Raw genomic sequence first — 24,045 nt, forward strand, 5'->3', positions numbered from 1 at the left:
ATCCCGCGCTATGCGATTCCAGCCGGAGAGGGGCGATTGCGCCGGTTATGTTGCGAACTTGCGACATTTTTGTTCAGTCGCTGCTCGTAAGTAATAAGTCATTCCCAGGTTTCGCGCGGCCCTTCTTGTGCGGCGCAACGAAAAAGGGCCGGAGATCGCTCTGCGGCCCTTCGTTCATCTAAGCGCCGAGCGCGCGAACGCGCTCATCTCTTGAGATCAGAGCCTGTTTATCTGTTTTGGATGGCGAACCATCCAAAACAGACAGGCTCTGCGCAATTAGCACTTGTAGTACATGTCGAATTCGACCGGGTGCGGGTGCAGTTGCAGACGCATCACTTCTTCCATCTTCAGCTCGATGTAGCTGTCGATGAAATCGTCGTCCATGACGCCGCCGGCCTTCAGGAAGGCGCGGTCCTTGTCCAGGTTCTCCAGGGCTTCGCGCAGCGAGCCGCAGACTTCCGGGATCTTCTTCTGCTCGCGGGGCGGCAGGTCGTAGAGGTTCTTGTCGGCCGGCGCGCCCGGATCGATCTTGTTGATGATGCCGTCCAGGCCGGCCATCAGCAGGGCGACGAAGGTCAGGTACGGGTTGCCCATCGGATCGGGGAAGCGGGCTTCCAGGCGCTTGGCCTTCGGCGAGTCGACGTGCGGGATGCGGATCGAGGCCGAGCGGTTGCGCGAGCTGTAGGCCAGCTTCACCGGAGCTTCGTAGCCGGGCACCAGGCGCTTGTACGAGTTCGTCGTCGAGTTCGAGAACGCGTTGATCGCCTTGGCGTGCTTGATGATGCCGCCGATGTACCACAGGCATTCCTGCGACAGGCCGGCGTACTTGTCGCCAGCGAACAGCGGCTTGCCGTCCTGCCAGATCGACTGGTGCACGTGCATGCCCGAGCCGTTGTCGGCGAACATCGGCTTAGCCATGAAGGTGGCGGTCTTGCCGTAGGCGGCCGCGACGTTGTGGATGACGTACTTGTAGAGCTGCATCCGGTCGGCCATCACGACCATGGTGTCGAACTTCAGGCCGAGTTCGTGCTGGGCCGGGGCCACCTCGTGGTGGTGCTTTTCCGGCTTCATGCCCAGCTCGCCCATCACGGCCAGCATTTCGCCGCGCAGGTCCTGGCAGCTGTCGACCGGGTTCACCGGGAAGTAGCCGCCCTTGGGGCCCGGACGGTGACCCATGTTGCCTTCGGCGTATTCCTTGGCCGAGTTCACCGGCAGTTCGGTGGAGTCGTACGAATAGCCGGTGTTGTTCGGCGAGACCGACCAGCGGACGTCGTCGAAGATGAAGAACTCGGCTTCCGGGCCGAAGTAGACGGTGTCGCCCACGCCCGCAGACTTGACGTAGTTCAGCGCGGCCTTGGCGATCGAGCGCGGGTCGCGGTTATACGGGGTGCCGCTGTCGGGGTTCACGACGTCGCAGAACAGAGCCAGCGTGGTCTGCTGATAGAACGGATCGATGATCGCGCTCGACAGGTCCGGACGCAGCTTCATGTCCGACTCGTTGATGGCCTTCCAGCCGGCGATCGAYGAGCCGTCGAACATCGTGCCGTCATTCAGGAAGTCATCGTCGACCAAGTCGATGTCGAAGGTGACGTGCTGCATCTTACCGCGCACGTCGGTGAAGCGGACGTCGACGTACTTGACGTCCTTTTCCTTGATCAGGTTCAGGATATCTTTGGCGGTGGTCATTCCGTATCCCCTTTGTAGAGCTCTCGTAAGTGTTGACAGTCCGGCCTAGACGGCGGCGGGACCGTTTTCTCCGGTTCGGATGCGGATCACTTCCGTGATCTCCGACACGAAAATCTTGCCGTCGCCGATGCGGCCCGTGCGGGCGGCGCGGGTAATGGCTTCCAGCGCAGGTTCCAGCTGGCTGTCCTCGACAACCACCTCCACCTTGATCTTGGGGAGGAAGTCGACGACGTACTCGGCGCCGCGATACAGCTCGGTATGGCCCTTCTGACGGCCATAGCCCTTGGCTTCGAGCACGGTCATGCCTTGGACGCCCATGTCCTGCAGGGCCTCCTTCACCTCATCCAGCTTGAACGGCTTGATGACGGCTTCAATCTTCTTCATCGGTTCCACTTTCGGGCCCGTCGGCGGCGAACCGCCTTCACTGAGCGCGCAACCATCACGCCGTCCGGAGGCTCGCAAGCGAGGGCCCGCGACAAACCTGACCGAACGATTGAGTTCGAGGCATGTGTTCGAATTTTAGGCGCCTGGCGCCATCGGCATGTGCATTTTCGGAATGGCTGCCAAATGGCCTTGCGACGCGCCATTTCGCGCCTACGATCGCACCCAACGATCGTTTGAACGGGGGTGGATATGCGCGACGACACGCCGGTTTTGATCGGCGCGGGCCAATTCACGTATCGGGACGATGCGGGAAATTCACCGTCTCCGCTGCAACTGCTGAAACTTGCGGCGGAACGGGCGGTTCTCGATGCAGGCTTGAAAGGGTCGGTTCTTGCCGACCTCGACGCTTTGGCGGTCGTGGCGTTCAGCATCGACGCTCCCGGAGGGCTTTCGAAGCTGCCGTCGCCCAGGCTGACGGATCCGCCGGCCTCGCTGGCCCGAGCGCTGTCGGCCCGGCCGGGCTGGAGTGTCTATACCGAGACCGGCGGCAACAGTCCGCAACAAGCGATCAATGTCGTCTGCGAGCGGATCGCTGAAGGCGAGTCGGATCTGGCGCTGGTGACGGGGGCCGAGTTCCTGGGTTCGTTGATGAAGCGAATGAAGGGCGGCCTGGGCTTCGACGGCTGGGGCGATGACCTCGACAGCGCGCCCCAGCGTATCGGCGATCCGCGTCCCGGCGTGACGAGGCAGGAGGCCGCCCACGGGCTGGGCTATCCGGTCAACACCTATCCCTTGTTTGAGAACGCGCTGCGGGCGCGCGACGGACGATCGATCGAAGATCACCAGAAGCAACTGGGCGAGCTATTCTCCCCGTTCACCAAGGTGGCGGCCGCCAATCCGCACGCCTGGTTTCCCACCGAACGCTCGGCCGAGGAGCTGGTCACGGTCACCGACCGCAATCGGATGATCGGCTTTCCGTACCCGAAATACCTGAACGCCATCATGGAGGTCGACCAGTCGGCGGCGGTCCTGATCGCCAGCGTGTGCAAGGCCCGCGAGCTGGGCGTACCGGAGGATCGTTGGGTGTTCCTGCATGGCTGCGCCGACGCCTCGGACCTCTGGCATCCGTTGGAACGGCAAAACTATCATTCCAGTCCCGCCATGCGCCTGACCGGCGAGCGCGCTCTGGAGATGGCGGGGATCGGGCTCGAGGACCTCGCGCTGATCGACCTCTATTCCTGCTTCCCGTCGGCGGTGCGGATCGGCGCCGAGGAACTGGGCCTGGCGCTCGATGATCCGCGCGGCCTGACGGTGACCGGCGGCCTGCCGTATTTCGGCGGGCCCGGGAACAACTACGCCCTGCATGCCATCGGCGAAATGGCGGTCAAGCTGCGCGAGCGGCCCGGCGCCTACGGCCTGTCGACCGCCAACGGCTGGTTCCTGACCAAGCAGTCGGTGGGGATCTATTCGACCAAGCCGGTCGAAGGCCGCTGGGAGCGACAGTCGCCGTCGGTGATTCAGGCGAAGATCGACGCCTTGCCGCATCCCGAGATCGCCGAGCGGCCAGAGAGCAGGGCGACGATCGAGACCTACACCGTCGTCCACGGTCGCGAGGGCGTGCGAATGGGCATTGTCATCGGCCGAGACGATCGGGGCCGCCGCTTCGTCGCTCAGACGCCCGACGATCCGGCCGTGCTGCGCGATCTCGAAAGCCGCGAGGGTGTCGGACGGACCGGTTCCGTCGGGCCGCATCCCGACGGCGTCCGCAACCTCTTCGTCCCGGACCCGCGCCATGAATAGAGTGTATGTCATCCGCCACGGCCGCCCGGCCGCGACCTGGGGCGGCGAGGACGAGGACCCTGGTCTCGATGGGATGGGTCTGGCTCAGGCGATGACCGTCGCCCGGGAGATCCTGGCGCTGCCCGCCGACCAGAGGCCGACCAGAGTCGTCTCGTCGCCCTTGCGCCGTTGCCGCGAGACGGCCGAGCCGCTGGCCGACGCCTTGGGCGTGGCGGTCGAGATCGATCCTCGGATCGGCGAGATCCCGACGCCGACGGCGTTGAGCGCCACCGAGCGGCCAGACTGGCTGCGCCGAGCTTTTGGTGGTCGCTGGGACGAGATGATCGGCGATCTCGACTATGTCGGCTGGACCCAAAGCGTCGCGGCCGCCTTGCGCGAGCACGCCGGCGCGGCGGTGTTCAGCCACTTCGTCGCGCTGAACGCGGCGGTTTCTGTGGCGACCGGCGCGGCCGAGGTCCTGTCCTTTCGGCCCGACCACTGCTCGCGCACCGTTTTCGAGATCGACGGCGAACGCTTGATCCTGGTCGAGAAAGGACGCGAAGCTCAAAGCCAGGTGCTTTGAGGCCGAGGCTTCCAGGCCAGTTGCTTAAAGGAGTCGGCGTGGCCCGAGAAATCCTGACCGTCGCTGAAATGGCCGCCGCCGACCGCGCCGCCGTCCTGCGGGGGACGCCGACGCCGGTCCTGATGGAGCGAGCCGGCGAGGCCGTCGCTCGGGCCGTCCGCGCGCGCTACGCCCATCGCCCCGTGGTGATCTGGTGCGGACCAGGCGACAATGGCGGCGATGGCTACGTCGCCGCGCGCCATCTGCGTCGGTGTGGCTGGCGGATCGTGGTCGAAGCCGCCGCCCCGCCGGCCACCGACGCCGCCCGCTGGGCTGCCGCGCGCTGGAAGGGCGAGGTCCGGTCGCTGTCGACCGAGCCATCGATCGGCACACTCTATATAGACGCGCTGTTCGGCGCGGGCCTTTCGCGGCCGCTCGAGGGCGCGGTCGCGCAACTGGCGCGGGCTTGCCAGGAAAAATCTCTGACCGTGGTGGCGGTCGACACGCCATCGGGCATCCATGGCGACACCGGCTGTCCCATCGGCGATCTGGCGTTCAGCGCCGAGCTCACCGTGACCTTTCACCGGCGCAAGCGGGCCCATGTCCTGGTCGAGGGCCGCAAGGCCTGCGGCGAGATCGTCGTCGCCGACATCGGCCTCTGGTCCGTCGAAGACGCAGCGCTGTTCGAGAACGATCCTGACCTCTGGGGACGCCGTTTTCCCTGGCCGGCCCTCGACGCCCATAAGCACAGCCGGGGACGGTTGAAGGTCGTCAGCGGCGAGGCCTGGAACACCGGCGCGGCGCGACTGTCGGCGCGTGGCGCGCTTCGGATCGGCGCGGGCGCGGTGACCGTGCTGTCGCCGCTGAACGCCTTGGCGGTGAACGCCGCGCACCTGGAAGCGGTGATGCTGTCACCGTTCGAATCGGATGCCGATCTCGCCACGGCGGCGGAGCAGGCCGACGCCGTGATCATCGGCCCGGCGGCGGGGGTGGGGGAGGCGACCGCGCGCAACCTGCAGGCGCTGGCCCGCACCGGCGCGGCCCTGGTCGTCGACGCCGACGCCCTGACCAGCTTCCGGCACGATCCGGCGGCGCTGTTCGCCTGCCTGGATCGCGACGACGTGCTGACGCCGCACCCCGGCGAGTTCGAGCGGATCTTCCCGGGACTGTTGGCCAGATCGCCCGAGCGGATCGCCGCCGCGCGCGAGGCGGCCAGGCTGGCCGGCGCCGTGGTTCTGCTGAAGGGCGCCGACACCGTGATCGCCGCGCCGGACGGTCGGGCGGCGGTGTCGTTGAACGGAACGCCGTGGCTAGCTACGGCGGGTTCGGGCGACGTCCTGGCCGGCTTCATCGGCGGCCTTATCGCTCAGGGCATGGAGAGCTTTGAAGCGGCCTGCGCCGGAGCCTGGATCCATGCCGCGTGCGGCGCCCGCCATGGTCCTGGCCTGATCGCCGAGGATCTGCCGGGCCTCGCGCCCGGCGTCCTGGCTCAGCTGTACGCAAAGCGTTGAGCGGGCTTGCGCGTCAGGGTCCGAGCTCGTAATCCCCATCGAACGCGGATGTGGCGAAACTGGTAGACGCACTAGATTTAGGTTCTAGCGCCGAGAGGCGTGGAGGTTCGAGTCCTCTCATCCGCACCAGACAGCTCGTGACGGCCCCGCCCATGACCGTTGGGAAGGCCGTCACGAGTTTTACTTATCCCGCTCTTGGATGCTCGCGCACGTCGTGACATAAGGGCGCTCTTTCGCCGCCCCGGCCTCGCGGGCGGCGTCGATCTTTTGGACCCCAGGGCGGAGATCGGGCGCTTGGCGCTTCGACCCGAGAATTTAAGAATGTCGATGCAGATCGTTGAAAAGTCGGGCGAAGGCCTCAGCCGCGTTTTTGGCGTTACGGTGCCCGCGAGTGAACTGGCCACGCGCCTGAATGCGCGGATCGCCGAAGTCGCTCCGCAGATGAACGTGAAGGGCTTCCGCCCCGGCAAGGTGCCGACCGCTCACGTCCGTCGCCTGTACGGCAAGGCCCTGATGGGCGAAGTCGTCGAACAGACGCTGAACGAGACCACCCAGAAGGTCCTCGAAGAGAACAAGCTGCGCCCGGCCGGTCAGCCCGAGCTGAACCCGTCGTCGGACATGGAAAAGGTCATCGCCGGCGGTGAAGACCTGGCGTTCGAACTGGCCATCGAAGTCATGCCGGAGTTCGACCCGATCGACCCGGCTTCGATCGAGCTGACCAAGCCGGTCTACAAGATCACCGACGCGGAGGTCGACGAGTCGCTGGACGAGCTGGCCAAGCAAGCTCGCACCTACGAGCCGCGCACTGGCAAGAGCCTGAAAGCCAAGGACGGCGACCAACTGCTGATCGACTTCGTCGGCACGGTCGACGGCGTCGAATTCGCCGGCGGCAAGGCCGAGGGCGCCGAGCTGGTCCTGGGTTCGGGCCAATTCATCCCGGGCTTCGAAGAGCAACTGGTCGGCGCCAAGCCGGGCGACGAGCTCGTCGTGAAGGTGAAGTTCCCGGAAGAGTACCAAGCCAAGGATCTGGCCGGTAAGGACGCCGAGTTCGCCACCAAGGTGACGGAAGTCCGCGCCCCGGTCGACGGCAAGGCCGACGACGAGCTGGCCAAGCGCCTGGGCCTGTCGGACCTGGCCGCCCTGAAGGACCTGCTGCGTTCGAACTTGGCTGGCCGCTACGACAACAGCTCGCGCTTCAAGCTGAAGCGCGCCTTGCTGGACGTGCTGGACACCAAGCACGACTTCCCGCTGCCGCCGCGCATGGTGGACGCCGAATTCGCCGGCATCTGGCAACAGGTCGAGGCCGACAAGGCCCGGGGCGGCCTGCCGCCGGAAGATGCCGAGAAGTCGGAAGACCAGCTGAAGGACGAGTACCGCAAGATCGCCGAGCGCCGTGTGCGCCTGGGTCTGGTGCTGGCCGAAATCGGTCGCAAGAACGACGTGGTCGTCACCGACCAGGAACTGACCGACGCCATCATGCGCGAAGCCCGCCAGTACGGTGCGCAAGCCCAGCAGGTGTTCGACATGTACCGCCAGCGCAGCGACCTGCAGGCCGCCCTGCGCGCGCCGATCTACGAGGACAAGGTCGTCGACCTGATCTTCGGCAAGGCCAAGGTCGAGGAAAAGGAAGTCTCCAAGGACGAGCTCCTGGAAGAAGACGACCTGCCGGAAGGCTACGGCGGCTAAGCTCGCTGAGCTGAAACGATCAGAGGCGCGGCTCGCGAGGGCCGCGCCTTTTTCGTATCGGTCGGAACCGGCCGGCTCCTTGCAACCTGTTAAGCGCCACGCGATATGCGATAGCGACGGCGCGCCGGGGGCTGATTCGTTTTCGCGCGCCCAGACACACGAAAAGGGTGATCCCCATGATGTACGATCCGATGGCGACGGCGATGAACCTCGTTCCGATGGTGGTCGAGCAGACCAGCCGCGGTGAGCGAGCCTTCGACATTTTCTCGCGCCTGCTGAAGGAGCGGATCATCTTCCTGACCGGTCCCGTCGAGGACGGCATGGCCAGCCTGATCTGCGCCCAGCTGCTGTTCCTGGAGTCGGAGAACCCCAAGAAAGAGATCGCCATGTACATCAACTCGCCCGGCGGCGTGGTGACGGCGGGCCTCGCGATCTACGACACCATGCAATACATCAAGAGCCCGGTCTCGACGGTGTGCATGGGCATGGCCGCCTCGATGGGCAGCCTGCTGCTGTGCGCCGGCGCCCCCGGTCAGCGCATCAGCCTGCCGAACTCGCGCATCATGGTGCACCAGCCCTCGGGCGGCTTCCGCGGTCAGGCCTCGGACATCGAGCGCCACGCCGAGGACATCATCAAGACCAAGCGTCGCCTGAACGAGATCTACGTCAAGCATTGCGGCCGCACCTATGAAGAAGTCGAACGCACCCTGGACCGTGACCACTTCATGAGCGCTGAAGAGGCCAAGGACTGGGGTCTGATCGACCACATCAACGAAAGCCGCGACGGCCCGGACATCGCTGAATAGGCGAAGCTTCACTGAAACAAGAAAGCCGCCGATCTCCGGATCGGCGGCTTTTTTCTTGTCCGCTCGCCTGCGGCAAATCGGCTCAGGTGTCCGGCTTGCCCCGGAAGATGCGGTAGCCCTTCTCGTCGGCGATCGCGAGCATTTCGGTGTCGCCGGAGGTGTCGCCATAGGCGGCCGTCAGGTGGACGTCGGGACCGAAGACCTCGCGCAGGCGGGCGACCTTTTCCTTGGCCCGGCAATTGTTCCCGTCGAGGCCGCCGAGGATGCGACCATCTTCCGAGCACATGAGCCGCGTGCCGATCAGCAGGTCGGCGCCCAGGCCCCGGGCGAACGGCGCGACGGTGATCTCGGGGGAGGCGGTCACAATGACCATCTTGGCGCCCTTGGCCCGCCAGCCGCGCCAGACCGCCAGGGCGTCGGGACGCAGCAGGGACGGGGCGAAGGCCTCGGCGAAGGCGCGGGCGTCGGCCTCGATCTGACTGACAGTCGCGCCTTTCATGAACTCTCGCACCGCGGCGGCCTTGAGTTTCGTGCGATTGCGATCGAACACGTAGGTGATCAGGGCCGGCGTCAGGCGGATGACGCCGCGCGTCCATTTGCGCGGCCCGGCGCGCCACTTCAGGAACGCGTTGAAGCTGTCCTTGACGGTCAGGGTGCCGTCGAAGTCGAAGGCCACCAGGGCGGGTTCGTGGCCCATATCGCCGGTCATTGGGCGCGACGCGCTCAAACCCTTGGCCATCAACGAACGCTTCGCCATCGATCTTCCATGCGAGCGTGCGCCGCACGCTCCRTTCCATACGATTCTCGCCTTGGTCATACGGTCTTCGAGCCGTCGCCGTAAGGGCTAAGACGTCCGGCGCTTGCGCCCGGGCGCCAATCGCCCAATTTAGATGATGAGCTCATGACACGATCGTCGGGTTCGAGCGTTTGAGGCGGGAAAGGCGCCGCCAAGGCTTGTGAACCGAGCCCGGATCGGGGAATGTCAAGGATTAGACAACTCCCGGCGTATATCCTGTCTGCTTCGGTGGCGGTGTATGCGCTCGGAGGGGCGTCTCGGCGTTAAGCCGTAAGCCGCCATAGTGTGAGAAGCGATCATGACGAAAGCCGCGAGCGGCGACACGAAAAGCACTCTCTACTGTTCTTTCTGCGGAAAGAGCCAACATGAGGTGCGTAAGCTCATCGCGGGACCGACGGTGTTCATTTGTGATGAATGCGTCGAGCTCTGCATGGATATCATTCGCGAAGAGCACAAGATCGCTTTCGTGAAGTCCAAGGACGGCGTCCCGACGCCGCGCGAGATCTGCGAAGTCCTGGACGATTACGTGATCGGACAAGGTCACGCCAAGAAGGTGCTCGCGGTTGCGGTTCACAACCACTACAAGCGCCTGAACCACGCCTCGAAGAACAACGACGTTGAGCTGGCCAAGTCGAACATCCTGCTGGTCGGTCCGACCGGTACGGGTAAGACGCTGCTGGCCCAGACCCTGGCGCGAATCATCGACGTGCCGTTCACGATGGCCGACGCCACGACGCTGACTGAAGCCGGTTATGTCGGCGAGGACGTCGAGAACATCGTGCTGAAGCTGCTGCAAGCCGCCGACTACAACGTCGAGCGGGCCCAGCGCGGCATCGTCTACATCGACGAAATCGACAAGATCAGCCGCAAGTCCGACAACCCGTCGATCACCCGCGACGTGTCGGGCGAAGGCGTGCAGCAGGCCCTGCTGAAGATCATGGAAGGCACCGTCGCCTCCGTGCCGCCGCAAGGCGGGCGCAAGCATCCGCAGCAGGAGTTCCTGCAGGTCGACACGACGAACATCCTGTTCATCTGCGGCGGCGCCTTCGCCGGGCTCGAGAAGATCATCTCGGCGCGCGGCGCGGCCAAGTCGATCGGCTTCGGCGCCAAGGTGGCCGATCCGGAAGACCGCCGCACGGGCGAGATCCTGCGGAACGTCGAGCCCGACGACCTGCAGCGCTTCGGCCTGATCCCGGAATTCATCGGCCGTCTGCCGGTGGTCGCGACCCTGGAAGACCTCGACGAGGTCGCCCTGGTCAAGATCCTGACCGAGCCGAAGAACGCCTTCGTCAAGCAGTACCAGCGCCTGTTCGAGATGGAGAACATCGGCCTGACCTTCACGGAGGACGCCCTGCATGGCGTCGCCAAGAAGGCCATCCTTCGCAAGACCGGCGCGCGCGGCCTGCGCTCGATCATGGAAGGCATCCTGCTGGAGACCATGTTCGAGCTGCCCAACTACGAGGGCGTCGAGGAAGTGGTGGTCAATGCCGAGGTCGTCGAAGGCCGGGCTCAGCCGCTGCTGATCTACGCCGAGAAGAAGGGCGGAGCGGCTTCGGCCTGACGGGCGTCGACTGCTTGAAGATTAGGGCGGGGCCGAAAGGTCCCGCCTTTTTCATATCTGGCGGTTGACGCCGACATCGTCTTGCGTCGAGAAGTGGCCTGGTCGGTCGCTTCAGTGGTCAAGCTTGATGCTTCAGTATAGGCGCGACATAGACGGGCTGCGAGCGGTCGCCGTGCTTGGCGTGGTCTTGTTCCACGCCTTTCCGAAAGCTCTGCCGGGCGGCTTCATCGGCGTCGATGTGTTCTTCGTGATATCGGGTTATCTGATATCCGGCGTGCTGATCGACCAGTGCGACCGCGGCCGGTTCTCGATCCTCACCTTCTACGAGCGCCGGGTGCGGCGGATCATTCCGGCCCTGGCGGCGATGCTGGCGGTGGTCACCGCGGCGGCGACGCTGTTCCTGCCGCCGGCCGACCTGCGGGCCTACAGTTCGGCCCTGGTCTCGGTGGCGCTGTTCTCGTCCAACATCCTGTTCTGGCTGAAGGGCGGCTATTTCGACGGCCCGGCCCAGGAAAAGCCGCTGCTGCACACCTGGTCGCTGTCGGTCGAGGAGCAGTTCTACATCCTGTGGCCGTTCGTCATCTGGCTGATCTATTCGCGGTTCGCCCGGCGCCGGGCGGGGCTGTGGATCGCGCTGCTGACGGTGGTTTCGCTGGCGGTGTCGGAGCTGATGATGCGTTGGGACCGCAACGCCGCCTTCTATCTGATCCCGTCGCGGGCCTGGGAGCTGTCGATCGGGGCCCTGCTGGCCACCGGCCGCCTGCCCAGGCCCGCGCCGCGCGCCGCGCGCGAGGGCCTGTCGGCGCTGGGCTTGGCCCTGGTGCTGGGCGGCATGGCGGCGCTGAGCGAGGCCATCCGCTTCCCGGGCGTCACGGCGCTGATCCCCTGCGTCGGGGCGGCGCTGATGATCCACGCCAACGCCGAGGGCGACACCGCGGTGGCCAGGCTGCTGTCGCATCCCTGGGCGGTCGGCGTCGGCCTGATCTCCTATTCGCTCTATCTGTGGCACTGGCCGGCCCTGGTGCTGCCGCCGCTGTTCCTGGCCCGGGCTCTGACCCCGGCGGAGATCCTGCTGGCGGTGGCCGTCGCCTTCGGCCTGGGCTGGCTGTCGTGGCGCTTCGTCGAGCGACCGTTCCGCGTTCGGCCGACCCCGGGCGCGCGGCGGCGCGGGCCGCTGGCCGCCGCCGCCGTGGTGCTGGTCCTGGCCGGCAGCGCGGGCCTGGCGCTGCGGGCGGTCAAGGGCGCGCCGCAGCGGGCGCCCGACGGGGTGCTGCAGGCCGAGCTGGTCTCGGAGACCATCAATCCGCTGCGCTCCCACTGCCACGTGCCGGACGGCGCCCGGCGGGCCCCACCGATCGCCGGCTGCGTGTCGGGCGGCCGCGAGCCCAAGGTGCTGGTCTGGGGCGACTCCCACGCCGACCACGTCTTTCCCGGCGTCGCCGACTGGGCCGCCGGCCAGGGCCTGCCGGCCCGCCAGGCCACCAAGTCCGGCTGCCGGCCGCTGCTCGCCAATGGCGGCTCGCCGTTCGCCACCGCCGAGTGCCTGGCCTTCGACGCCGACGTCATGCGCCAGGCCCAGACCGAGCCTGGCCTGCGCTATGTGATGATCAGCGGCCGTTGGACCTCGATGCTGGCCGACGACGCGGCCGACCCCGCCGCCCGCGAGGCGGCGGCCTACGCGGCGCTGGACGCCACCTTGACCCGCACCCGTCGGGACCTGGGGCCGGGGATCCGCATCGTGCTGATCGGCTCGACGCCGGAATTTTCCTTCCTGCCCAGCAAGTGCCTGGCCCGGGCCCGCTTCATGCGCATCGACACCCACCACTGCGAGGTGGCCAGGGCCCAGAACTACGCCGAGGCCCAGGCCGCCGACCGCATCCTGACCCGGCTGGCCGCCGCCCATCCCGGGGTGACGGTGACGCTGCCGTGGAGCAAGTTCTGCGCCCGCGAGCTGTGCCGGACCACCAAGGGGGCGACGATCCTCTATCGCGACGACGACCATCTCAGCTTCGACGGCGCGCGCCTGGTGATGTCCGACCTCGATGCGGTGCTGCGGGGGCGGGGGGTCTAGGACCCGGATTCGCAAGCGGGCAGGGCGTCCATTCCCGTTGATCGCATCGCGTGTGGCGCGACTCGTCGCCGCTGCGACGGGAGGCGTCTTGAACCCCGTTGCAAAAGGTCCACATAAATAACAACCAGCCGCCCAGTCCCGGGCGGACGGGCTGGCCGACTCAGGCGCATCGTCTGGGTGACGGCGGCCCGAATGGCTAGGCGCGAGCGTGAGCGACCGCGCCGGCCAGGAGTAAATGAGCACATGTCCGAACTACGTACGCTTCCTGTCTTGCCGCTGCGGGATATCGTTGTGTTCCCGCACATGGTGGTGCCGCTCTTCGTCGGGCGCGACAAATCCGTGCGCGCCCTCGAAGAGGTCATGCGCGGCGACAAGCAGATCCTGCTGGTGACCCAGAAGAACTCGGCCGACGATGATCCGGCGCCGGGCGACATCTTCGACGTCGGCGTGCTGGCCACCGTCCTGCAGCTGCTGAAGCTGCCCGACGGCACCGTGAAGGTGCTGGTCGAGGGCAAGGGCCGCGCCGCAGTCGTGGCCTTCACCGACCAGGAGTCCTATTACGAAGCCCAGATCGGCGAGGTCAGCGAAGACGAAGGCGTCGGCCCCGAGGCCGAGGCCCTGTCGCGCGCCGTCGTCGAGCAATTCGAAAACTACGTCAAACTGAACAAGAAGGTGCCGCCGGAGGCCCTGGCGTCGATCCCGCAGATCGCCGAGCCGGGCAAGCTGGCCGACAGCATCGCCGCCCACCTGTCAGTGAAGATCGGCGACAAGCAGCATCTGCTGGAAATCTTCGACGTCGTGAAGCGCCTGGAAAAGGTCTTCGCCCTGATGGAGGGCGAGATCTCGGTGCTGCAGGTCGAGAAGAAGATCCGCTCGCGCGTCAAGCGCCAGATGGAGAAGACCCAGCGCGAGTATTATCTGAACGAACAGATGAAGGCGATCCAGCGCGAGCTGGGCGACCCGGATGACTCGCGCGACGAGCTGATCGACCTCGAAAAGCGCATCAAGAGGACCAAGCTTTCCAAGGAAGCCCGCACCAAGGCCGAGAGCGAGCTGAAGAAGCTGCGCAACATGAGCCCGATGTCGGCCGAGAGCACCGTGGTCCGCAACTATCTGGACTGGCTGCTGTCGATCCCGTGGGGCAAGGCCAAGACCAAGAAGATCGACCTGCTGGAAGCCGAGGAGATCCTCGAAGCCGACCACTACGGCCTGGACAAGGTCAAGGAACGGATCCTCGAGTACCTGGCCGTCCAGGCCCGGACCAACTCGCTGAAGGGCCCGATCCTGTGCCTGGTCGGTCCTCCCGGCGTCGGTAAGACCTCGCTGGGCAAGTCGCTGGCCAAGGCTACCGGTCGCGAGTTCGTGCGCATGAGCCTCGGCGGTGTGCGTGACGAGGCGGAGATCCGCGGTCACCGCCGCACCTACATCGGCTCGATGCCCGGCAAGGTCGTCCAGTCGATGAAGAAGGCCAAGACCACCAACGCCTTCGTCCTGCTGGACGAGATCGACAAGATGGGCAGCGACTATCGCGGCGACCCCGCCTCGGCCCTGCTCGAAGTGCTCGATCCGTMGCAGAACTCGACCTTCGGCGACCACTATCTGGAGGTCGACTACGACCTGTCGCAGGTGATGTTCGTCACGACGGCCAACAGCTTGAACATGCCCCAGCCGCTGCTGGACCGCATGGAGATCATTCGTATCCCCGGCTACACCGAGGACGAAAAGCTGGAGATCGCCAAGCGGCACATCCTGCCGAAGCTGTCGAAGGACCACGGCCTGAAGCCGGCCGAGTTCGTCGTTCCGGACAAGGCGATCCGCGACCTGATCCGCTACTACACCCGGGAAGCCGGCGTGCGGTCGCTGGAGCGGGAACTGGGCGCCCTGGCGCGCAAGACGGTCCGTGACCTGGCCCGCGAGAAGCTGACCACGATCACGATCGACGACGAGCGCCTGGCCAAGTACGCGGGCGTCAAGAAGTACCGCTACGGCGAGACCGACGAGGTCGACCAGGTCGGCATCGTCACCGGTCTGGCCTGGACGGAGTTCGGCGGCGACATCCTGACCATCGAAGCCGTGAAGATGCCGGGCAAGGGTCGCATGTCGATCACCGGCAACCTCAAGGAAGTGATGAAGGAGTCAATCTCGGCGGCCAACAGCTACGTCCGTTCGCGGTCGGTGCAGTTCGGCATCAAGCCGCCGATGTTTGAAAAGACCGACGTGCACATCCACGTGCCGGACGGCGCCACGCCCAAGGACGGTCCGTCGGCCGGCGCCGCCATGGGTCTGGCCATCGTCTCTGTGCTGACAGGCATCCCGATCCGCAAGGATATCGCCATGACCGGCGAGATCACCCTGCGCGGCCGGGTCACCGCCATCGGCGGCCTGAAGGAGAAGCTGCTGGCGGCCCTGCGTTCGGGCGTCAAGACGGTCCTGATCCCGCAGGAGAACGAAAAGGACCTCGTGGACGTGCCCCAGAGTGTCAAGGTTGGACTGGAAATCATCCCGGTCTCGACCATGGACGAGGTGCTCAAGCACGCCCTCACGGGCCCTCTGACTCCGGTCGAGTGGAACGAGGCCGAGGAGCCGATTGCTGCGAGTGCGAAGAAAGACGAGGGCGATAGCGACGCCGTATTGACCCACTAGACGCAAGTTATCGTTGATAACTTATGCGGCGCGGGAGATTCCCGCGCCGCTCGCGTTTGACGAGGCATTTTCAACCGCCATAATCCCCGCCGAGCGTAGCGCCGTAAGCACAAGAACGCGTCGCCGCTCAGGCTGGGAGAAAAACATGACCACAAAAGCCGAACTCGTTACGGCGATCGCCGAAAAGGCGGGCATCAACAAGAACCAGGCCAAGGACGCTCTGGAAGCCTTTATCGACGCCGTCACCGACTCGCTGAAGTCGGGTCAAGACGTTCGCCTGGTCGGCTTCGGCACGTTCAAGGCCGTGACCCGCGCCGCCGGCACCGCTCGCAATCCGCGCACCGGCGAGACGGTGAACCGTCCCGCGTCGAAGACCGCGCGCTTCCAGGTCGGCGAAGGCCTGAAGTCCTCGCTGAACGGCTAAACAGTTTTCCGCTTAACGGAAGGCGGAGCGCCAGGGGACTGGCGCGCCGCCTTTTCGTTTTCGCGCTATGCGCGGACGCGCCGGGCGGCTAGAAGCGCCGGCGATCGAGAGGGCAGTTAGCTCAGCGGTAGAGCGTCTCGTTTACACCGAGAGGGTCGGGGGTTCGATCCCCTCACTGCCCACCATCCTCCTCCAGATCTGGAACCCGGCTTCCGCGGCGCACGCCGCGGGCCGATGGCTCATGCGCCTCGGTTCCTATTGCGGGCTGCTACCAAAGTGATATCACTTCGGTATCAACGCTGGAGGAGCGTCATGTCCGAGACTCGCACCATCAACCCGACGACGGAGCGCCCGCACGGCGGCATGGGCGGCGGTCTGCCGCTGCTCGCGCTTCCAATCCTGCTGGCCGCCGGGATCTGGGCCTTCGCCCAGGCCCGGGATGACGGCGCGGCCTATGCGGCTTTGGGCGCCCTCCTGGTCTTTCTGTTCGCCATGGTTTCGTGCGGCTTCTACGCGCTGCAACCAAACGAGGCCTATGTCATCACGCTGTTCGGGAGCTATGTCGGCACCGACCGTCGCACGGGGCTGCGCTGGATCCTGCCCTGGTACGGCCGCAAGAAGATCAGCCTGCGGGTCCGCAACGTCACCAGCGAGATGCTGAAGGTGAACGACAAGCGCGGCAACCCGATCGAGATCGCCGCCAACATCGTCTGGCGGGTCCAGGATTCGGCCCAGGCCCTGTTCGACGTCGACGACTACATCGCCTTCGTGAACATCCAGATCGAGACCGGCCTGCGCGAGGTCGCCTCGCACTACGCCTACGACCACGCGGAGGAGGGCGAACCCACTCTGCGAGCTCACGCCGAGGAGGTCGGCGATCGCCTGCAGAAGGACCTGCAGCAGCGTATCGCCGTGGCTGGCGTCGCCATCGACGAAGCCCACCTGATGCACCTGGCCTACGCTCCGGAGATCGCCGGCTCGATGCTGAAGCGCCAGCAGGCCGAGGCGGTGCTGGCCGCGCGCCGCACGATCGTGGCCGGCGCCGTCGACATGGTCGAGAGCGCCCTCAGCCAGCTCAGCGAGCGGGGCGTGGTCACGCTCGACGACGACCGCCGGGCTTCGATGGTCTCCAATCTTCTGGTGGTGCTGTGCGCCGATCGCGAGGCCCAGCCCGTGGTCAACACCGGCACCCTGTACGGCTGACGTGGCGGGCGAACCGAACGACGCCAAGGGCGGACGCCGTGCATTCCTGATGCGCGTCCGCCCCGAAGTGCTGGCCGCCGTCGAACGGCTGGCTAGCGCCGAGTTGCGTAGCGTGAATGCGCAAGTCGAGGTATTGCTACGCGAGGCTCTGGGGCGACGCGGCGTGACCCTCAAATCGTCCGGGAACGGCGAGGAACCGTGAGTGTCGCAAAAGCTTTATCGTTCAAGGGCCGAATGGGGCGGCTTGGGGTATCGATGAGGAATCGGCGTGACGGACACGAGATCGGACCGGCCGCTTGGCCTGCGTGGTTTTTCTCGCGAGGTCACTCCGCCGACTGACGACATCGTACGCCTCGTCGACACGACCATGCTGTACGCCCCGCGCAGCGGTGGGGTGCGTCGCTATCTGTCTTCCAAACGGACTTGGCTGACCGCCAACCGGCCGGATGTCCGCCACACGCTGGTGGTGCCGGGCGCGCGCGATTCGTACGACGGGCGAGGGCGGGTCTCGATCTACGCCGCGCCACTGCCCTTCGGCGCCGGCTATCGCTGGCCCGTGGTCAAGCAGGCCTGGATGGAGCGGCTGATCCGCCAGCGGCCAGACGTCATCGAGGCTGGCGATCCTTACACGCCGGGCCTAGCCGCTCTGCGCGCCGGCGACGCCTTGGGCGTGCCGGTCGTCGGGTTCTGCCACACCGACCTGGGCGCCCTGGCGGCGCTGCATATCGGTGAATGGGCTGAGAAACCGGTCCAGAAGCGCTGGGCGGCGATCTATCGCCAGTTCGACCAGGCCGTGGCGCCAAGCCGTTTCATCGCCGGCCGCCTGATCGAGGCGGGCGTCCACAACGCCATCGGCCTGCCGCTGGGCGTCGACACCGAGCTGTTCCACCCGTCGCGCGCTGATCGGGACGCCCTGCGGCGCCGGCTTGGCGTTTCGCCGGGCGAGCGCCTGCTGGTCTTCGCCGGCCGCCCGGCGCGCGAGAAGCGGCTGGAGGTGCTGGTCGCGGCGGTCGAGCGGCTGGGCGCGCCCTACAAGCTGCTGTTCGTCGGGGCTGGCGGCGGCGCGCCGGTCAGCGATCGGGCGATCTGCCTGGACTATGTCCGCGATCCGGCCGAACTGGCTGGGGTGCTGGCCAGCTGTGACGCCTTCGTTCACGCCAACGACAACGAGCCGTTCGGCCTGATCGTGCTGGAAGCGATGGCCTGCGGCCTGCCCGTGGTCGGCGTCGCCGCCGGCGGAGTCGCCGAATCCGTCGACGAAGAGGTCGGACAGCTGGCCACGGAATCGGAACCGGCGGCCTTCGCCGAAGCGATCGAAGCCTTGTTCGCCCGTGACATCGTCGCGGTCGGGGCGGCGGCTCGGCGTCGCGCGGTCGAGCGGCATGGCTGGGACGCCGTCTTCGGCCAGCTTTGCGCGATCTATGGAGGCTTGAGCGGCCACCGGGCGTTTGGCGGCCAGCCGCAGCTTCGCGACCACTAGACTCGCAGGCTGGCCAGGATCTCGTAGCTGCGCTTGCGCGCGTCGTGGTCGTAGATCTGGGACGCGGCCATCAACTCGTCGGCCTGGGTCATCTCCAGCACCTGATCGATCTTGCGCCGCACGGTCTCGGGTGAACCGATGGCCGCGTATTGGAACGTGTGGTCCAGGCCCGCCAGCTCGGCGGGAGAAGCGTGCTCGCGGATATCGTCGACCGGTGGCGGCAGYAGGCCCGGACGGCCGCGCCGCAGGGCCAGGAACTGCTGCTGGGTCGAGGTCGACAGGCGGGTCGCCTCCGCGTCGGTGTCGGCCGCACACACGCCGATGCAAACCAGGGCGTAGGGCTTTTCCAGCGTCTCCGACGGCTTGAAGTGGCGGCGATAGAGAAGGAGGGCGTCCAGCAGCGAGTCGGGCGCGAAATGGGCCGCGAAGGCGAATGGCAGCCCCAATGCGGCGGCCAGCTGGGCGCTCCAGGTCGAAGAACCGAGCAGCCAGATCGGCACATCCTGGCCTTCGCCGGGCACGGCGCGGACGTTCTGGTCCGGCTCGGCCGGCTTGAACCAGTGCTGCAGYTCGACSACGTCCTGAGCGAACGAATCGACGGCGCCCGCGTAGCGGCGCAGCGCGCGCATGGTCGCCTGGTCCGTGCCCGGCGCACGGCCAAGGCCCAGGTCGATGCGGCCCGGATGGAGGGCCGCCAGGGTCCCGAACTGCTCGGCGACCATCAGCGGTGCGTGGTTGGGCAGCATGACGCCGCCCGAACCGACCCGAATCGTCGAGGTGCCGCCGGCCACATGGCCGATCACCACGGCCGTCGCGGCGCTGGCGATGCCCGGCATGTTGTGATGCTCGGCCAGCCAGTAGCGGTGGAAGCCGAGGGTTTCAGCGTGACGGGCCAGGTCCAGACTGTTGTGGAGGGCCTGGCCGACCTGTGTCCCCTGCGGAACGGGCGCGAGATCCAGGACGGAGAGCGGCGGGTAAGCGGGACGGGTCATCTTCGCTAGATGGCGCGCGCTTTCAGCAACTCAAGTCTTCAGCAACACCGAGCGTTGCCGAAATCACTCTCGATTTGAGGAGAAGAACCATCGGACGGTGGCGCGAATGACGGGACTCGAACCCGCGACCTCCGGCGTGACAGGCCGGCGCTCTAACCAACTGAGCTACATCCGCGTCGTGCGCCTGGGCGCGACGGTCGTCCGTAGACCGAGAGGGGGAAGCCTACCACCTTTGAAAGGGTGGCGCGAATGACGGGACTCGAACCCGCGACCTCCGGCGTGACAGGCCGGCGCTCTAACCAACTGAGCTACATCCGCATATCCCTTCGCCGAAGCGAAAGTGCGACCCGCCGATCGGCGAGGGGCGTCTGATATGTCGGGCGAAGACTCGTGTCAACGGGCATCTCGAAGAAGCAACGAATACCCCGTTCCGCATGGGCGGTTTCGGTCTCGTCAGACCAAATGCGGGCGGCAGGCTGGTCCCGGCAAGCAGAGGTTTCGGCGCCCGCCCAACACAGATCGACGTTCTCGGGAACAGATCCAGTTGCGATCGTTTCTCAATGTGTTCCGGGGTGTTTGAAGCGGCTGCGACAGTGGGCTACAACCCGCTCGATTCAAGCCAAGGGCTGTCATGACCGCCTTCCTTCTCCAATACCTGCCGATCGTGATCTTCCTAGGGATTGCGGCGGCCATCGGCATCGTCTTCATCCTCGCCGCGGCCGTGTTCGCGCCGAAGGCGCCGGACCCTGAAAAGCTGTCCGCGTACGAATGCGGCTTCAACGCCTTCGACGACGCGCGCATGAAGTTCGACGTCCGGTTCTATCTGGTGTCGATCCTCTTCATCATCTTCGACCTGGAAGTGGCGTTCCTGTTCCCTTGGGCGGTCACGCTGATGAAGCTGCCGCACGACGTGGCCCAGTTCGCCTTCTGGTCGATGATGACGTTCCTCGGCGTCCTGACCGTCGGCTTTGTCTATGAATGGAAGAAGGGCGCCCTCGAATGGGAGTGATCGTTCCCGCCAACGCTTCGTCGGCGCCGGCGCTTTCGGCCGGCCGTTCGACGGTCGAGGGCTATGACCCCAAGCTGCACGACCCGTTCTTCGATGGTGTCTCGCAGCAGCTGGCCGACAAGGGCTTCATCACCGCCGCCGCCGACGACCTGATCACCTGGGCCCGCACCGGCAGCTTGATGTGGATGACGTTCGGCCTGGCGTGCTGCGCCGTCGAAATGATGCACTCGGCCATGCCGCGCTACGACCTGGAGCGTTACGGTTTCGCGCCGCGCGCCAGCCCGCGCCAGTCGGACGTGATGATCGTCGCTGGCACCCTGACCAACAAGATGGCCCCGGCCCTGCGCAAGGTCTACGACCAGATGCCGGAGCCCCGCTACGTCATCTCGATGGGCAGCTGCGCCAATGGCGGCGGTTACTACTATTACAGCTACAGCGTCGTGCGCGGCTGCGACCGCATCGTGCCGGTCGACATCTACGTGCCGGGCTGCCCGCCCACGGCCGAGGCGCTGGTCTACGGCGTGCTGCAGCTGCAGAAGAAGATCCGTCGCACGGGGACGATCGAGCGATGAGCCAAGACCTCGAAGCCCTGGGCCAAGCGATTGTCGCCAACTCGGCCGGCGCGATCTCGACCTACTATGTGGCGTTCGGCGAGCTGACCGTGCTGGGCTCGGCCCCGCGCGTCGTCCAGGCCCTGACCTACCTGAGGGATCATCCCGACTATCGTTTCCACCAGCTGGTGGACCTGACGGCGGTCGACTACCCCGAGCGCGCCGCGCGCTTCGACGTGGTCTACCACCTGCTATCGATGGTGAAGAACACCCGCGTCCGCCTGAAGGTGCAGACCGACGAGGACACGCCGGTGCCCAGCGCCACGGCGGTGTTCCCGGTCGCCGACTGGTTCGAGCGCGAGGCGTTCGACATGTACGGCGTGTTCTTCGAGGGCCATCCGGACCTGCGCCGGATCCTGACCGACTACGGCTTCCACGGCCATCCGCTGCGGAAGGACTTCCCGATGACGGGTTACGTCGAGGTCCGTTACGACGACGAGCTCAAGCGCGTTGTCTACGAACCCGTGAAGATCACCGAGTTCCGCGCCTTCGACTTCATGTCTCCGTGGGAGGGCGCCAAGTACGCCCTGCCGGGCGACGAGAAGGCCGAAAAGCGGGCAGGGGACGCTTAAGTCATGACTGGCACGAACGCGCCCGCCGCGGCGACCGACTTCTTCCGCGACGCCCCGACGACCCCGGCCATTCCGGAGACGCCGGTCCGCAAGTTCAACATCAACTTCGGCCCCCAGCACCCGGCCGCGCACGGCGTGCTGCGTCTGGTTCTGGAGCTGGACGGCGAAATCGTCGAACGCGTCGATCCGCACATCGGCCTGCTGCACCGCGGCACCGAAAAGCTGATGGAAGCGCGGACCTATCTGCAGAACATCCCGTACTTCGACCGCCTCGACTACGTGGCGCCGATGAACCAGGAGCATGCGTTCTGCCTGGCCATCGAGAAGCTGCTGGGTGTCGAAGTGCCCAAGCGCGGTCAGGTCGTGCGCGTGCTGTTCTGCGAGATCGGCCGCATCCTCAATCACCTGCTGAACGTGACGACCCAGGCCATGGACGTCGGCGCCCTGACGCCGCCGCTCTGGGGCTTCGAGGAGCGCGAGAAGCTGATGGTGTTCTACGAGCGCGCCTGCGGCGCTCGCCTGCACGCCAACTATTTCCGTCCGGGCGGYGTCCACCAGGACCTGACCCCGTCGCTGATCGACGACATCGAGAGCTGGGCCAAGGCTTTCCCCAAGATCTGCGACGACATCGAAGGCCTGATCACCGACAACCGCATCTTCAAGCAGCGCAACGTCGATATCGGCGTGGTCAGCAAGGAAGACGCCTGGGCCTGGGGTTTCTCGGGCGTGATGGTGCGCGGGTCGGGCATCGCCTGGGACCTGCGCCGCAACCAGCCCTACGAGAACTACAACGAGTTCGAATTCGACATCCCGCTGGGCAAGAACGGCGACTGCTACGACCGCTATCTCTGCCGCATGCAGGAGATGCGCGAGTCGACGAAGATCATCCTGCAGGCCGTGCAAATGCTGCGCGGTACGCCGGGCCCCGTGCTGACCGAGGACAACAAGGTCAGCCCGCCGCGCCGCGCCGAGATGAAGCGCTCGATGGAAGCCCTGATCCACCACTTCAAGCTCTACACCGAGGGCTTCAAGACGCCGGAAGGCGAGGTCTACGCCGCCGTCGAAGCGCCGAAGGGCGAGTTCGGCGTCTATGTGGTCAGCGACGGCACCAACAAGCCGTACCGCTGCAAGATCAAGGCGCCGGGCTTCTCGCACCTGGCGGCGATGGACTGGATGAACCGCGGCCACCAGCTGGCCGACGTCTCGGCCATCTTGGGCTCGCTCGACATCGTCTTCGGCGAGGTCGATCGATGAGCCTTGAGAAGATCGCCCAGGCTCAGCTCGACGCCTACAACGCCCAGGACCTGGACGCTCACTGCGCCCATTTCGCCGACGACGTGGTGGTCGCCGGCCTGAACGGCGACGTGGCGCGGACGGGCATCGAGGCCTATCGCGCCTGGTACGAAGCCGCCTTCGCCCAGTTCCCGAAGAACAAGGCGCAGCTGCTGAATCGTATCGTGGTCGGCTCGAACGTGATCGATCACGAGCGCGTCGACCGCGGCAATGGCGACCCGGTGTTCGAAGTCGCCGCCATCTACACTTTCAAAGGCGACAAGATCGCCCGCGTGGATTTCGCCCGATGAGCGTTCGTCGTCTTGCCAAAGAGCAGCCTGCCAGCTTCGCCTTCTCGAAGGACAGCCAGGCCAAGGCCGACTGGTGGAAGGCCAAGTACCCCGCTGTCCGCAAGCAGTCGGCGGTGATCCCGATGCTGTGGCTGGCCCAGAAGCAGGAAGGCTGGGTGTCCGAGCCCGCGATCCAGGAGATCGCCAAGCAGCTCGAAATGCCGGTTATCCGCGTGCTGGAAGTGGCCACCTTCTACGTGATGTTCCAGCTGCAACCGGTCGGCAAGGTCGCCTTCGTCCAGCTGTGCGGCACCACGCCGTGCCAGCTGCGCGGCGCGCTGGACCTGAAGGCCGTGCTGAAGGCCAAGATCGGCGACGCCAACCACGTCTCGGCCGACGGCAAGTTCAGCTGGGAAGAGGTCGAGTGCCTGGGCGCGTGCTGCAACGCCCCGATGGCCGCGATCAACGACTACTATTACGAGGACCTGACGCCGGAGAGTCTGGCCCAGATCCTGGACGACTTCGCGGCCGGAAAGGCGCCCAAGCCGGGCAGCTATGACGGCCGTGTCGCCTCGGAACCGAAGGGCGCTATCCATACCCTGACGGATCCGAAGCTTTACGACGGCTCGTACGCCAAGAAGATCAAGATCCCGAACCTGCCCGAGAAGCCGAAGGCCTCCAAGGCCAAGCCGGAACCGACCGCCTAA

The 24,045-nt window shown here is 66.0% G+C and carries 21 protein-coding genes and 4 tRNA genes; 19 read left to right on the plus strand and 6 right to left on the minus strand.

Translation table 11 applies throughout. From position 1 onward, the window contains the following. Positions 1-276: 276 nt before the first annotated feature. Together glnA and AC1DSO_RS08380 are read right to left on the minus strand one after the other, a co-directional pair. The gene (glnA, locus tag AC1DSO_RS08375; RefSeq protein ID WP_047405923.1) at positions 277-1,686 is read right to left on the minus strand and encodes a type I glutamate--ammonia ligase; all 1,410 of its coding nucleotides are present in this window, start codon (positions 1,684-1,686) and stop codon (positions 277-279) included. A gap of 45 nt (positions 1,687-1,731) precedes the next feature. After that, entirely contained in the window at positions 1,732-2,070 is a 339-nt protein-coding gene (locus AC1DSO_RS08380) for a P-II family nitrogen regulator (protein ID WP_047405922.1), read from the minus strand. Positions 2,071-2,319: 249 nt separating this feature from the next. Here AC1DSO_RS08380 and AC1DSO_RS08385 point away from each other — a divergent pair, with 249 nt between their 5' ends. The 6 genes from AC1DSO_RS08385 (at position 2,320) to AC1DSO_RS08410 (ending at position 8,414) form a co-directional block, all read left to right on the plus strand. Continuing rightward, positions 2,320-3,870 (plus strand): acetyl-CoA acetyltransferase, encoded by a 1,551-nt coding sequence (locus tag AC1DSO_RS08385; protein ID WP_477068403.1) that lies wholly within the window; start codon positions 2,320-2,322, stop codon positions 3,868-3,870. Further along, a complete protein-coding gene (locus tag AC1DSO_RS08390) occupies positions 3,863-4,432 on the plus strand; it encodes a histidine phosphatase family protein (RefSeq protein ID WP_477068404.1) in 570 nt (189 codons plus the stop codon). Before AC1DSO_RS08385 ends, AC1DSO_RS08390 begins: the two co-directional genes overlap by 8 nt. Positions 4,433-4,470: 38 nt before the next feature. Then, positions 4,471-5,922 carry an NAD(P)H-hydrate dehydratase gene (locus tag AC1DSO_RS08395; RefSeq protein WP_477068405.1) on the plus strand — a complete coding sequence of 484 codons (1,452 nt, stop codon included), beginning with the start codon at positions 4,471-4,473 and terminating at the stop codon, positions 5,920-5,922. 44 nt (positions 5,923-5,966) lie between these two features. Then, a tRNA-Leu gene (locus AC1DSO_RS08400) sits at positions 5,967-6,051 on the plus strand. Between the two features lie 198 nt (positions 6,052-6,249). Further along, positions 6,250-7,608 (plus strand): trigger factor, encoded by a 1,359-nt coding sequence (gene tig, locus AC1DSO_RS08405; protein ID WP_477068406.1) that lies wholly within the window; start codon positions 6,250-6,252, stop codon positions 7,606-7,608. 167 nt (positions 7,609-7,775) lie between these two features. Next, complete coding sequence (locus AC1DSO_RS08410; RefSeq protein ID WP_477068407.1) at positions 7,776-8,414, plus strand: ATP-dependent Clp protease proteolytic subunit; 639 nt, start codon at positions 7,776-7,778, stop codon at positions 8,412-8,414. Positions 8,415-8,496: 82 nt separating this feature from the next. Here AC1DSO_RS08410 and AC1DSO_RS08415 read toward each other — a convergent pair whose 3' ends face one another. Next, positions 8,497-9,171, minus strand: coding sequence for an HAD-IB family hydrolase (locus AC1DSO_RS08415; protein WP_477068408.1), 675 nt, complete (start codon positions 9,169-9,171; stop codon positions 8,497-8,499). Positions 9,172-9,508: 337 nt separating this feature from the next. Between AC1DSO_RS08415 and clpX the strand changes: the two genes are divergently transcribed. The 7 genes from clpX to AC1DSO_RS08450 all read left to right on the plus strand — a co-directional run bounded on the left by clpX (position 9,509) and on the right by AC1DSO_RS08450 (position 18,592). Continuing rightward, positions 9,509-10,771, plus strand: a complete 1,263-nt coding sequence (clpX, locus tag AC1DSO_RS08420) for an ATP-dependent Clp protease ATP-binding subunit ClpX (protein WP_047405914.1) — start codon at positions 9,509-9,511, stop codon at positions 10,769-10,771. 127 nt (positions 10,772-10,898) lie between these two features. Beyond that, the gene (locus AC1DSO_RS08425) at positions 10,899-12,842 is read left to right on the plus strand and encodes an acyltransferase family protein (protein ID WP_477068409.1); all 1,944 of its coding nucleotides are present in this window, start codon (positions 10,899-10,901) and stop codon (positions 12,840-12,842) included. Between the two features lie 243 nt (positions 12,843-13,085). Then, positions 13,086-15,485 (plus strand): endopeptidase La, encoded by a 2,400-nt coding sequence (gene lon / locus AC1DSO_RS08430; protein WP_477068410.1) that lies wholly within the window; start codon positions 13,086-13,088, stop codon positions 15,483-15,485. Positions 15,486-15,630: 145 nt separating this feature from the next. After that, positions 15,631-15,909, plus strand: coding sequence for an HU family DNA-binding protein (locus AC1DSO_RS08435; RefSeq protein WP_013079364.1), 279 nt, complete (start codon positions 15,631-15,633; stop codon positions 15,907-15,909). 110 nt (positions 15,910-16,019) lie between these two features. Further along, a tRNA-Val gene (locus AC1DSO_RS08440) sits at positions 16,020-16,094 on the plus strand. A 127-nt stretch (positions 16,095-16,221) separates the two neighbouring features. Further along, positions 16,222-17,112 carry an SPFH domain-containing protein gene (locus AC1DSO_RS08445; protein ID WP_477068411.1) on the plus strand — a complete coding sequence of 297 codons (891 nt, stop codon included), beginning with the start codon at positions 16,222-16,224 and terminating at the stop codon, positions 17,110-17,112. A 268-nt stretch (positions 17,113-17,380) separates the two neighbouring features. Next, complete coding sequence (locus tag AC1DSO_RS08450) at positions 17,381-18,592, plus strand: glycosyltransferase family 4 protein (protein WP_477068412.1); 1,212 nt, start codon at positions 17,381-17,383, stop codon at positions 18,590-18,592. Here AC1DSO_RS08450 and AC1DSO_RS08455 read toward each other — a convergent pair. The 3 genes from AC1DSO_RS08455 to AC1DSO_RS08465 all read right to left on the minus strand — a co-directional run bounded on the left by AC1DSO_RS08455 (position 18,589) and on the right by AC1DSO_RS08465 (position 19,902). Continuing rightward, entirely contained in the window at positions 18,589-19,584 is a 996-nt protein-coding gene (locus AC1DSO_RS08455) for an LLM class flavin-dependent oxidoreductase (RefSeq protein ID WP_477068413.1), read from the minus strand. The genes AC1DSO_RS08450 and AC1DSO_RS08455 overlap by 4 nt on opposite strands. A 98-nt stretch (positions 19,585-19,682) precedes the next feature. Then, positions 19,683-19,759: transfer RNA gene (locus tag AC1DSO_RS08460), tRNA-Asp, on the minus strand. A gap of 66 nt (positions 19,760-19,825) precedes the next feature. Next, a tRNA-Asp gene (locus tag AC1DSO_RS08465) sits at positions 19,826-19,902 on the minus strand. A gap of 313 nt (positions 19,903-20,215) precedes the next feature. Here AC1DSO_RS08465 and AC1DSO_RS08470 point away from each other — a divergent pair. The 6 genes from AC1DSO_RS08470 to nuoE are packed head-to-tail and all read left to right on the plus strand — an operon-like array spanning position 20,216 to position 24,045. Further along, positions 20,216-20,593: an NADH-quinone oxidoreductase subunit A gene (locus AC1DSO_RS08470; RefSeq protein WP_047405904.1), complete on the plus strand. Its 378-nt coding sequence runs from the start codon at positions 20,216-20,218 to the stop codon at positions 20,591-20,593. After that, entirely contained in the window at positions 20,563-21,165 is a 603-nt protein-coding gene (locus tag AC1DSO_RS08475) for a NuoB/complex I 20 kDa subunit family protein (protein WP_477068414.1), read from the plus strand. Before AC1DSO_RS08470 ends, AC1DSO_RS08475 begins: the two co-directional genes overlap by 31 nt. After that, complete coding sequence (locus AC1DSO_RS08480) at positions 21,162-21,776, plus strand: NADH-quinone oxidoreductase subunit C (RefSeq protein WP_477068415.1); 615 nt, start codon at positions 21,162-21,164, stop codon at positions 21,774-21,776. Before AC1DSO_RS08475 ends, AC1DSO_RS08480 begins: the two co-directional genes overlap by 4 nt. Before the next feature lie 3 nt (positions 21,777-21,779). Further along, on the plus strand, positions 21,780-23,030 hold the full coding sequence (locus AC1DSO_RS08485) for an NADH-quinone oxidoreductase subunit D (RefSeq protein WP_477068416.1): 1,251 nt from the start codon (positions 21,780-21,782) through the stop codon (positions 23,028-23,030). Then, complete coding sequence (locus tag AC1DSO_RS08490) at positions 23,027-23,359, plus strand: nuclear transport factor 2 family protein (protein WP_477068417.1); 333 nt, start codon at positions 23,027-23,029, stop codon at positions 23,357-23,359. The genes AC1DSO_RS08485 and AC1DSO_RS08490 overlap by 4 nt, the downstream gene beginning before the upstream one ends. Then, positions 23,356-24,045, plus strand: a complete 690-nt coding sequence (gene nuoE, locus AC1DSO_RS08495) for an NADH-quinone oxidoreductase subunit NuoE (protein ID WP_477068418.1) — start codon at positions 23,356-23,358, stop codon at positions 24,043-24,045. Before AC1DSO_RS08490 ends, nuoE begins: the two co-directional genes overlap by 4 nt.

Source organism: Caulobacter sp. P4_E5 (assembly GCF_056401555.1).

Bases quoted from the DNA above. Each gene is read 5' to 3' on its own strand.
- AC1DSO_RS08380 (WP_047405922.1), bottom strand. From the start codon at position 2,070: ATGAAGAAGATTGAAGCCGTCATCAAGCCGTTCAAGCTGGATGAGGTG.
- AC1DSO_RS08385 (WP_477068403.1), top strand. From the start codon at position 2,320: ATGCGCGACGACACGCCGGTTTTGATCGGCGCGGGCCAATTCACGTAT.
- AC1DSO_RS08390 (WP_477068404.1), top strand. From the start codon at position 3,863: ATGAATAGAGTGTATGTCATCCGCCACGGCCGCCCGGCCGCGACCTGG.
- tig (WP_477068406.1), top strand. From the start codon at position 6,250: ATGCAGATCGTTGAAAAGTCGGGCGAAGGCCTCAGCCGCGTTTTTGGC.
- AC1DSO_RS08415 (WP_477068408.1), bottom strand. From the start codon at position 9,171: ATGGCGAAGCGTTCGTTGATGGCCAAGGGTTTGAGCGCGTCGCGCCCA.
- clpX (WP_047405914.1), top strand. From the start codon at position 9,509: ATGACGAAAGCCGCGAGCGGCGACACGAAAAGCACTCTCTACTGTTCT.
- AC1DSO_RS08425 (WP_477068409.1), top strand. From the start codon at position 10,899: ATGCTTCAGTATAGGCGCGACATAGACGGGCTGCGAGCGGTCGCCGTG.
- AC1DSO_RS08435 (WP_013079364.1), top strand. From the start codon at position 15,631: ATGACCACAAAAGCCGAACTCGTTACGGCGATCGCCGAAAAGGCGGGC.
- AC1DSO_RS08445 (WP_477068411.1), top strand. From the start codon at position 16,222: ATGTCCGAGACTCGCACCATCAACCCGACGACGGAGCGCCCGCACGGC.
- AC1DSO_RS08470 (WP_047405904.1), top strand. From the start codon at position 20,216: ATGACCGCCTTCCTTCTCCAATACCTGCCGATCGTGATCTTCCTAGGG.
- AC1DSO_RS08475 (WP_477068414.1), top strand. From the start codon at position 20,563: ATGGAAGAAGGGCGCCCTCGAATGGGAGTGATCGTTCCCGCCAACGCT.
- AC1DSO_RS08480 (WP_477068415.1), top strand. From the start codon at position 21,162: ATGAGCCAAGACCTCGAAGCCCTGGGCCAAGCGATTGTCGCCAACTCG.
- AC1DSO_RS08490 (WP_477068417.1), top strand. From the start codon at position 23,027: ATGAGCCTTGAGAAGATCGCCCAGGCTCAGCTCGACGCCTACAACGCC.
- nuoE (WP_477068418.1), top strand. From the start codon at position 23,356: ATGAGCGTTCGTCGTCTTGCCAAAGAGCAGCCTGCCAGCTTCGCCTTC.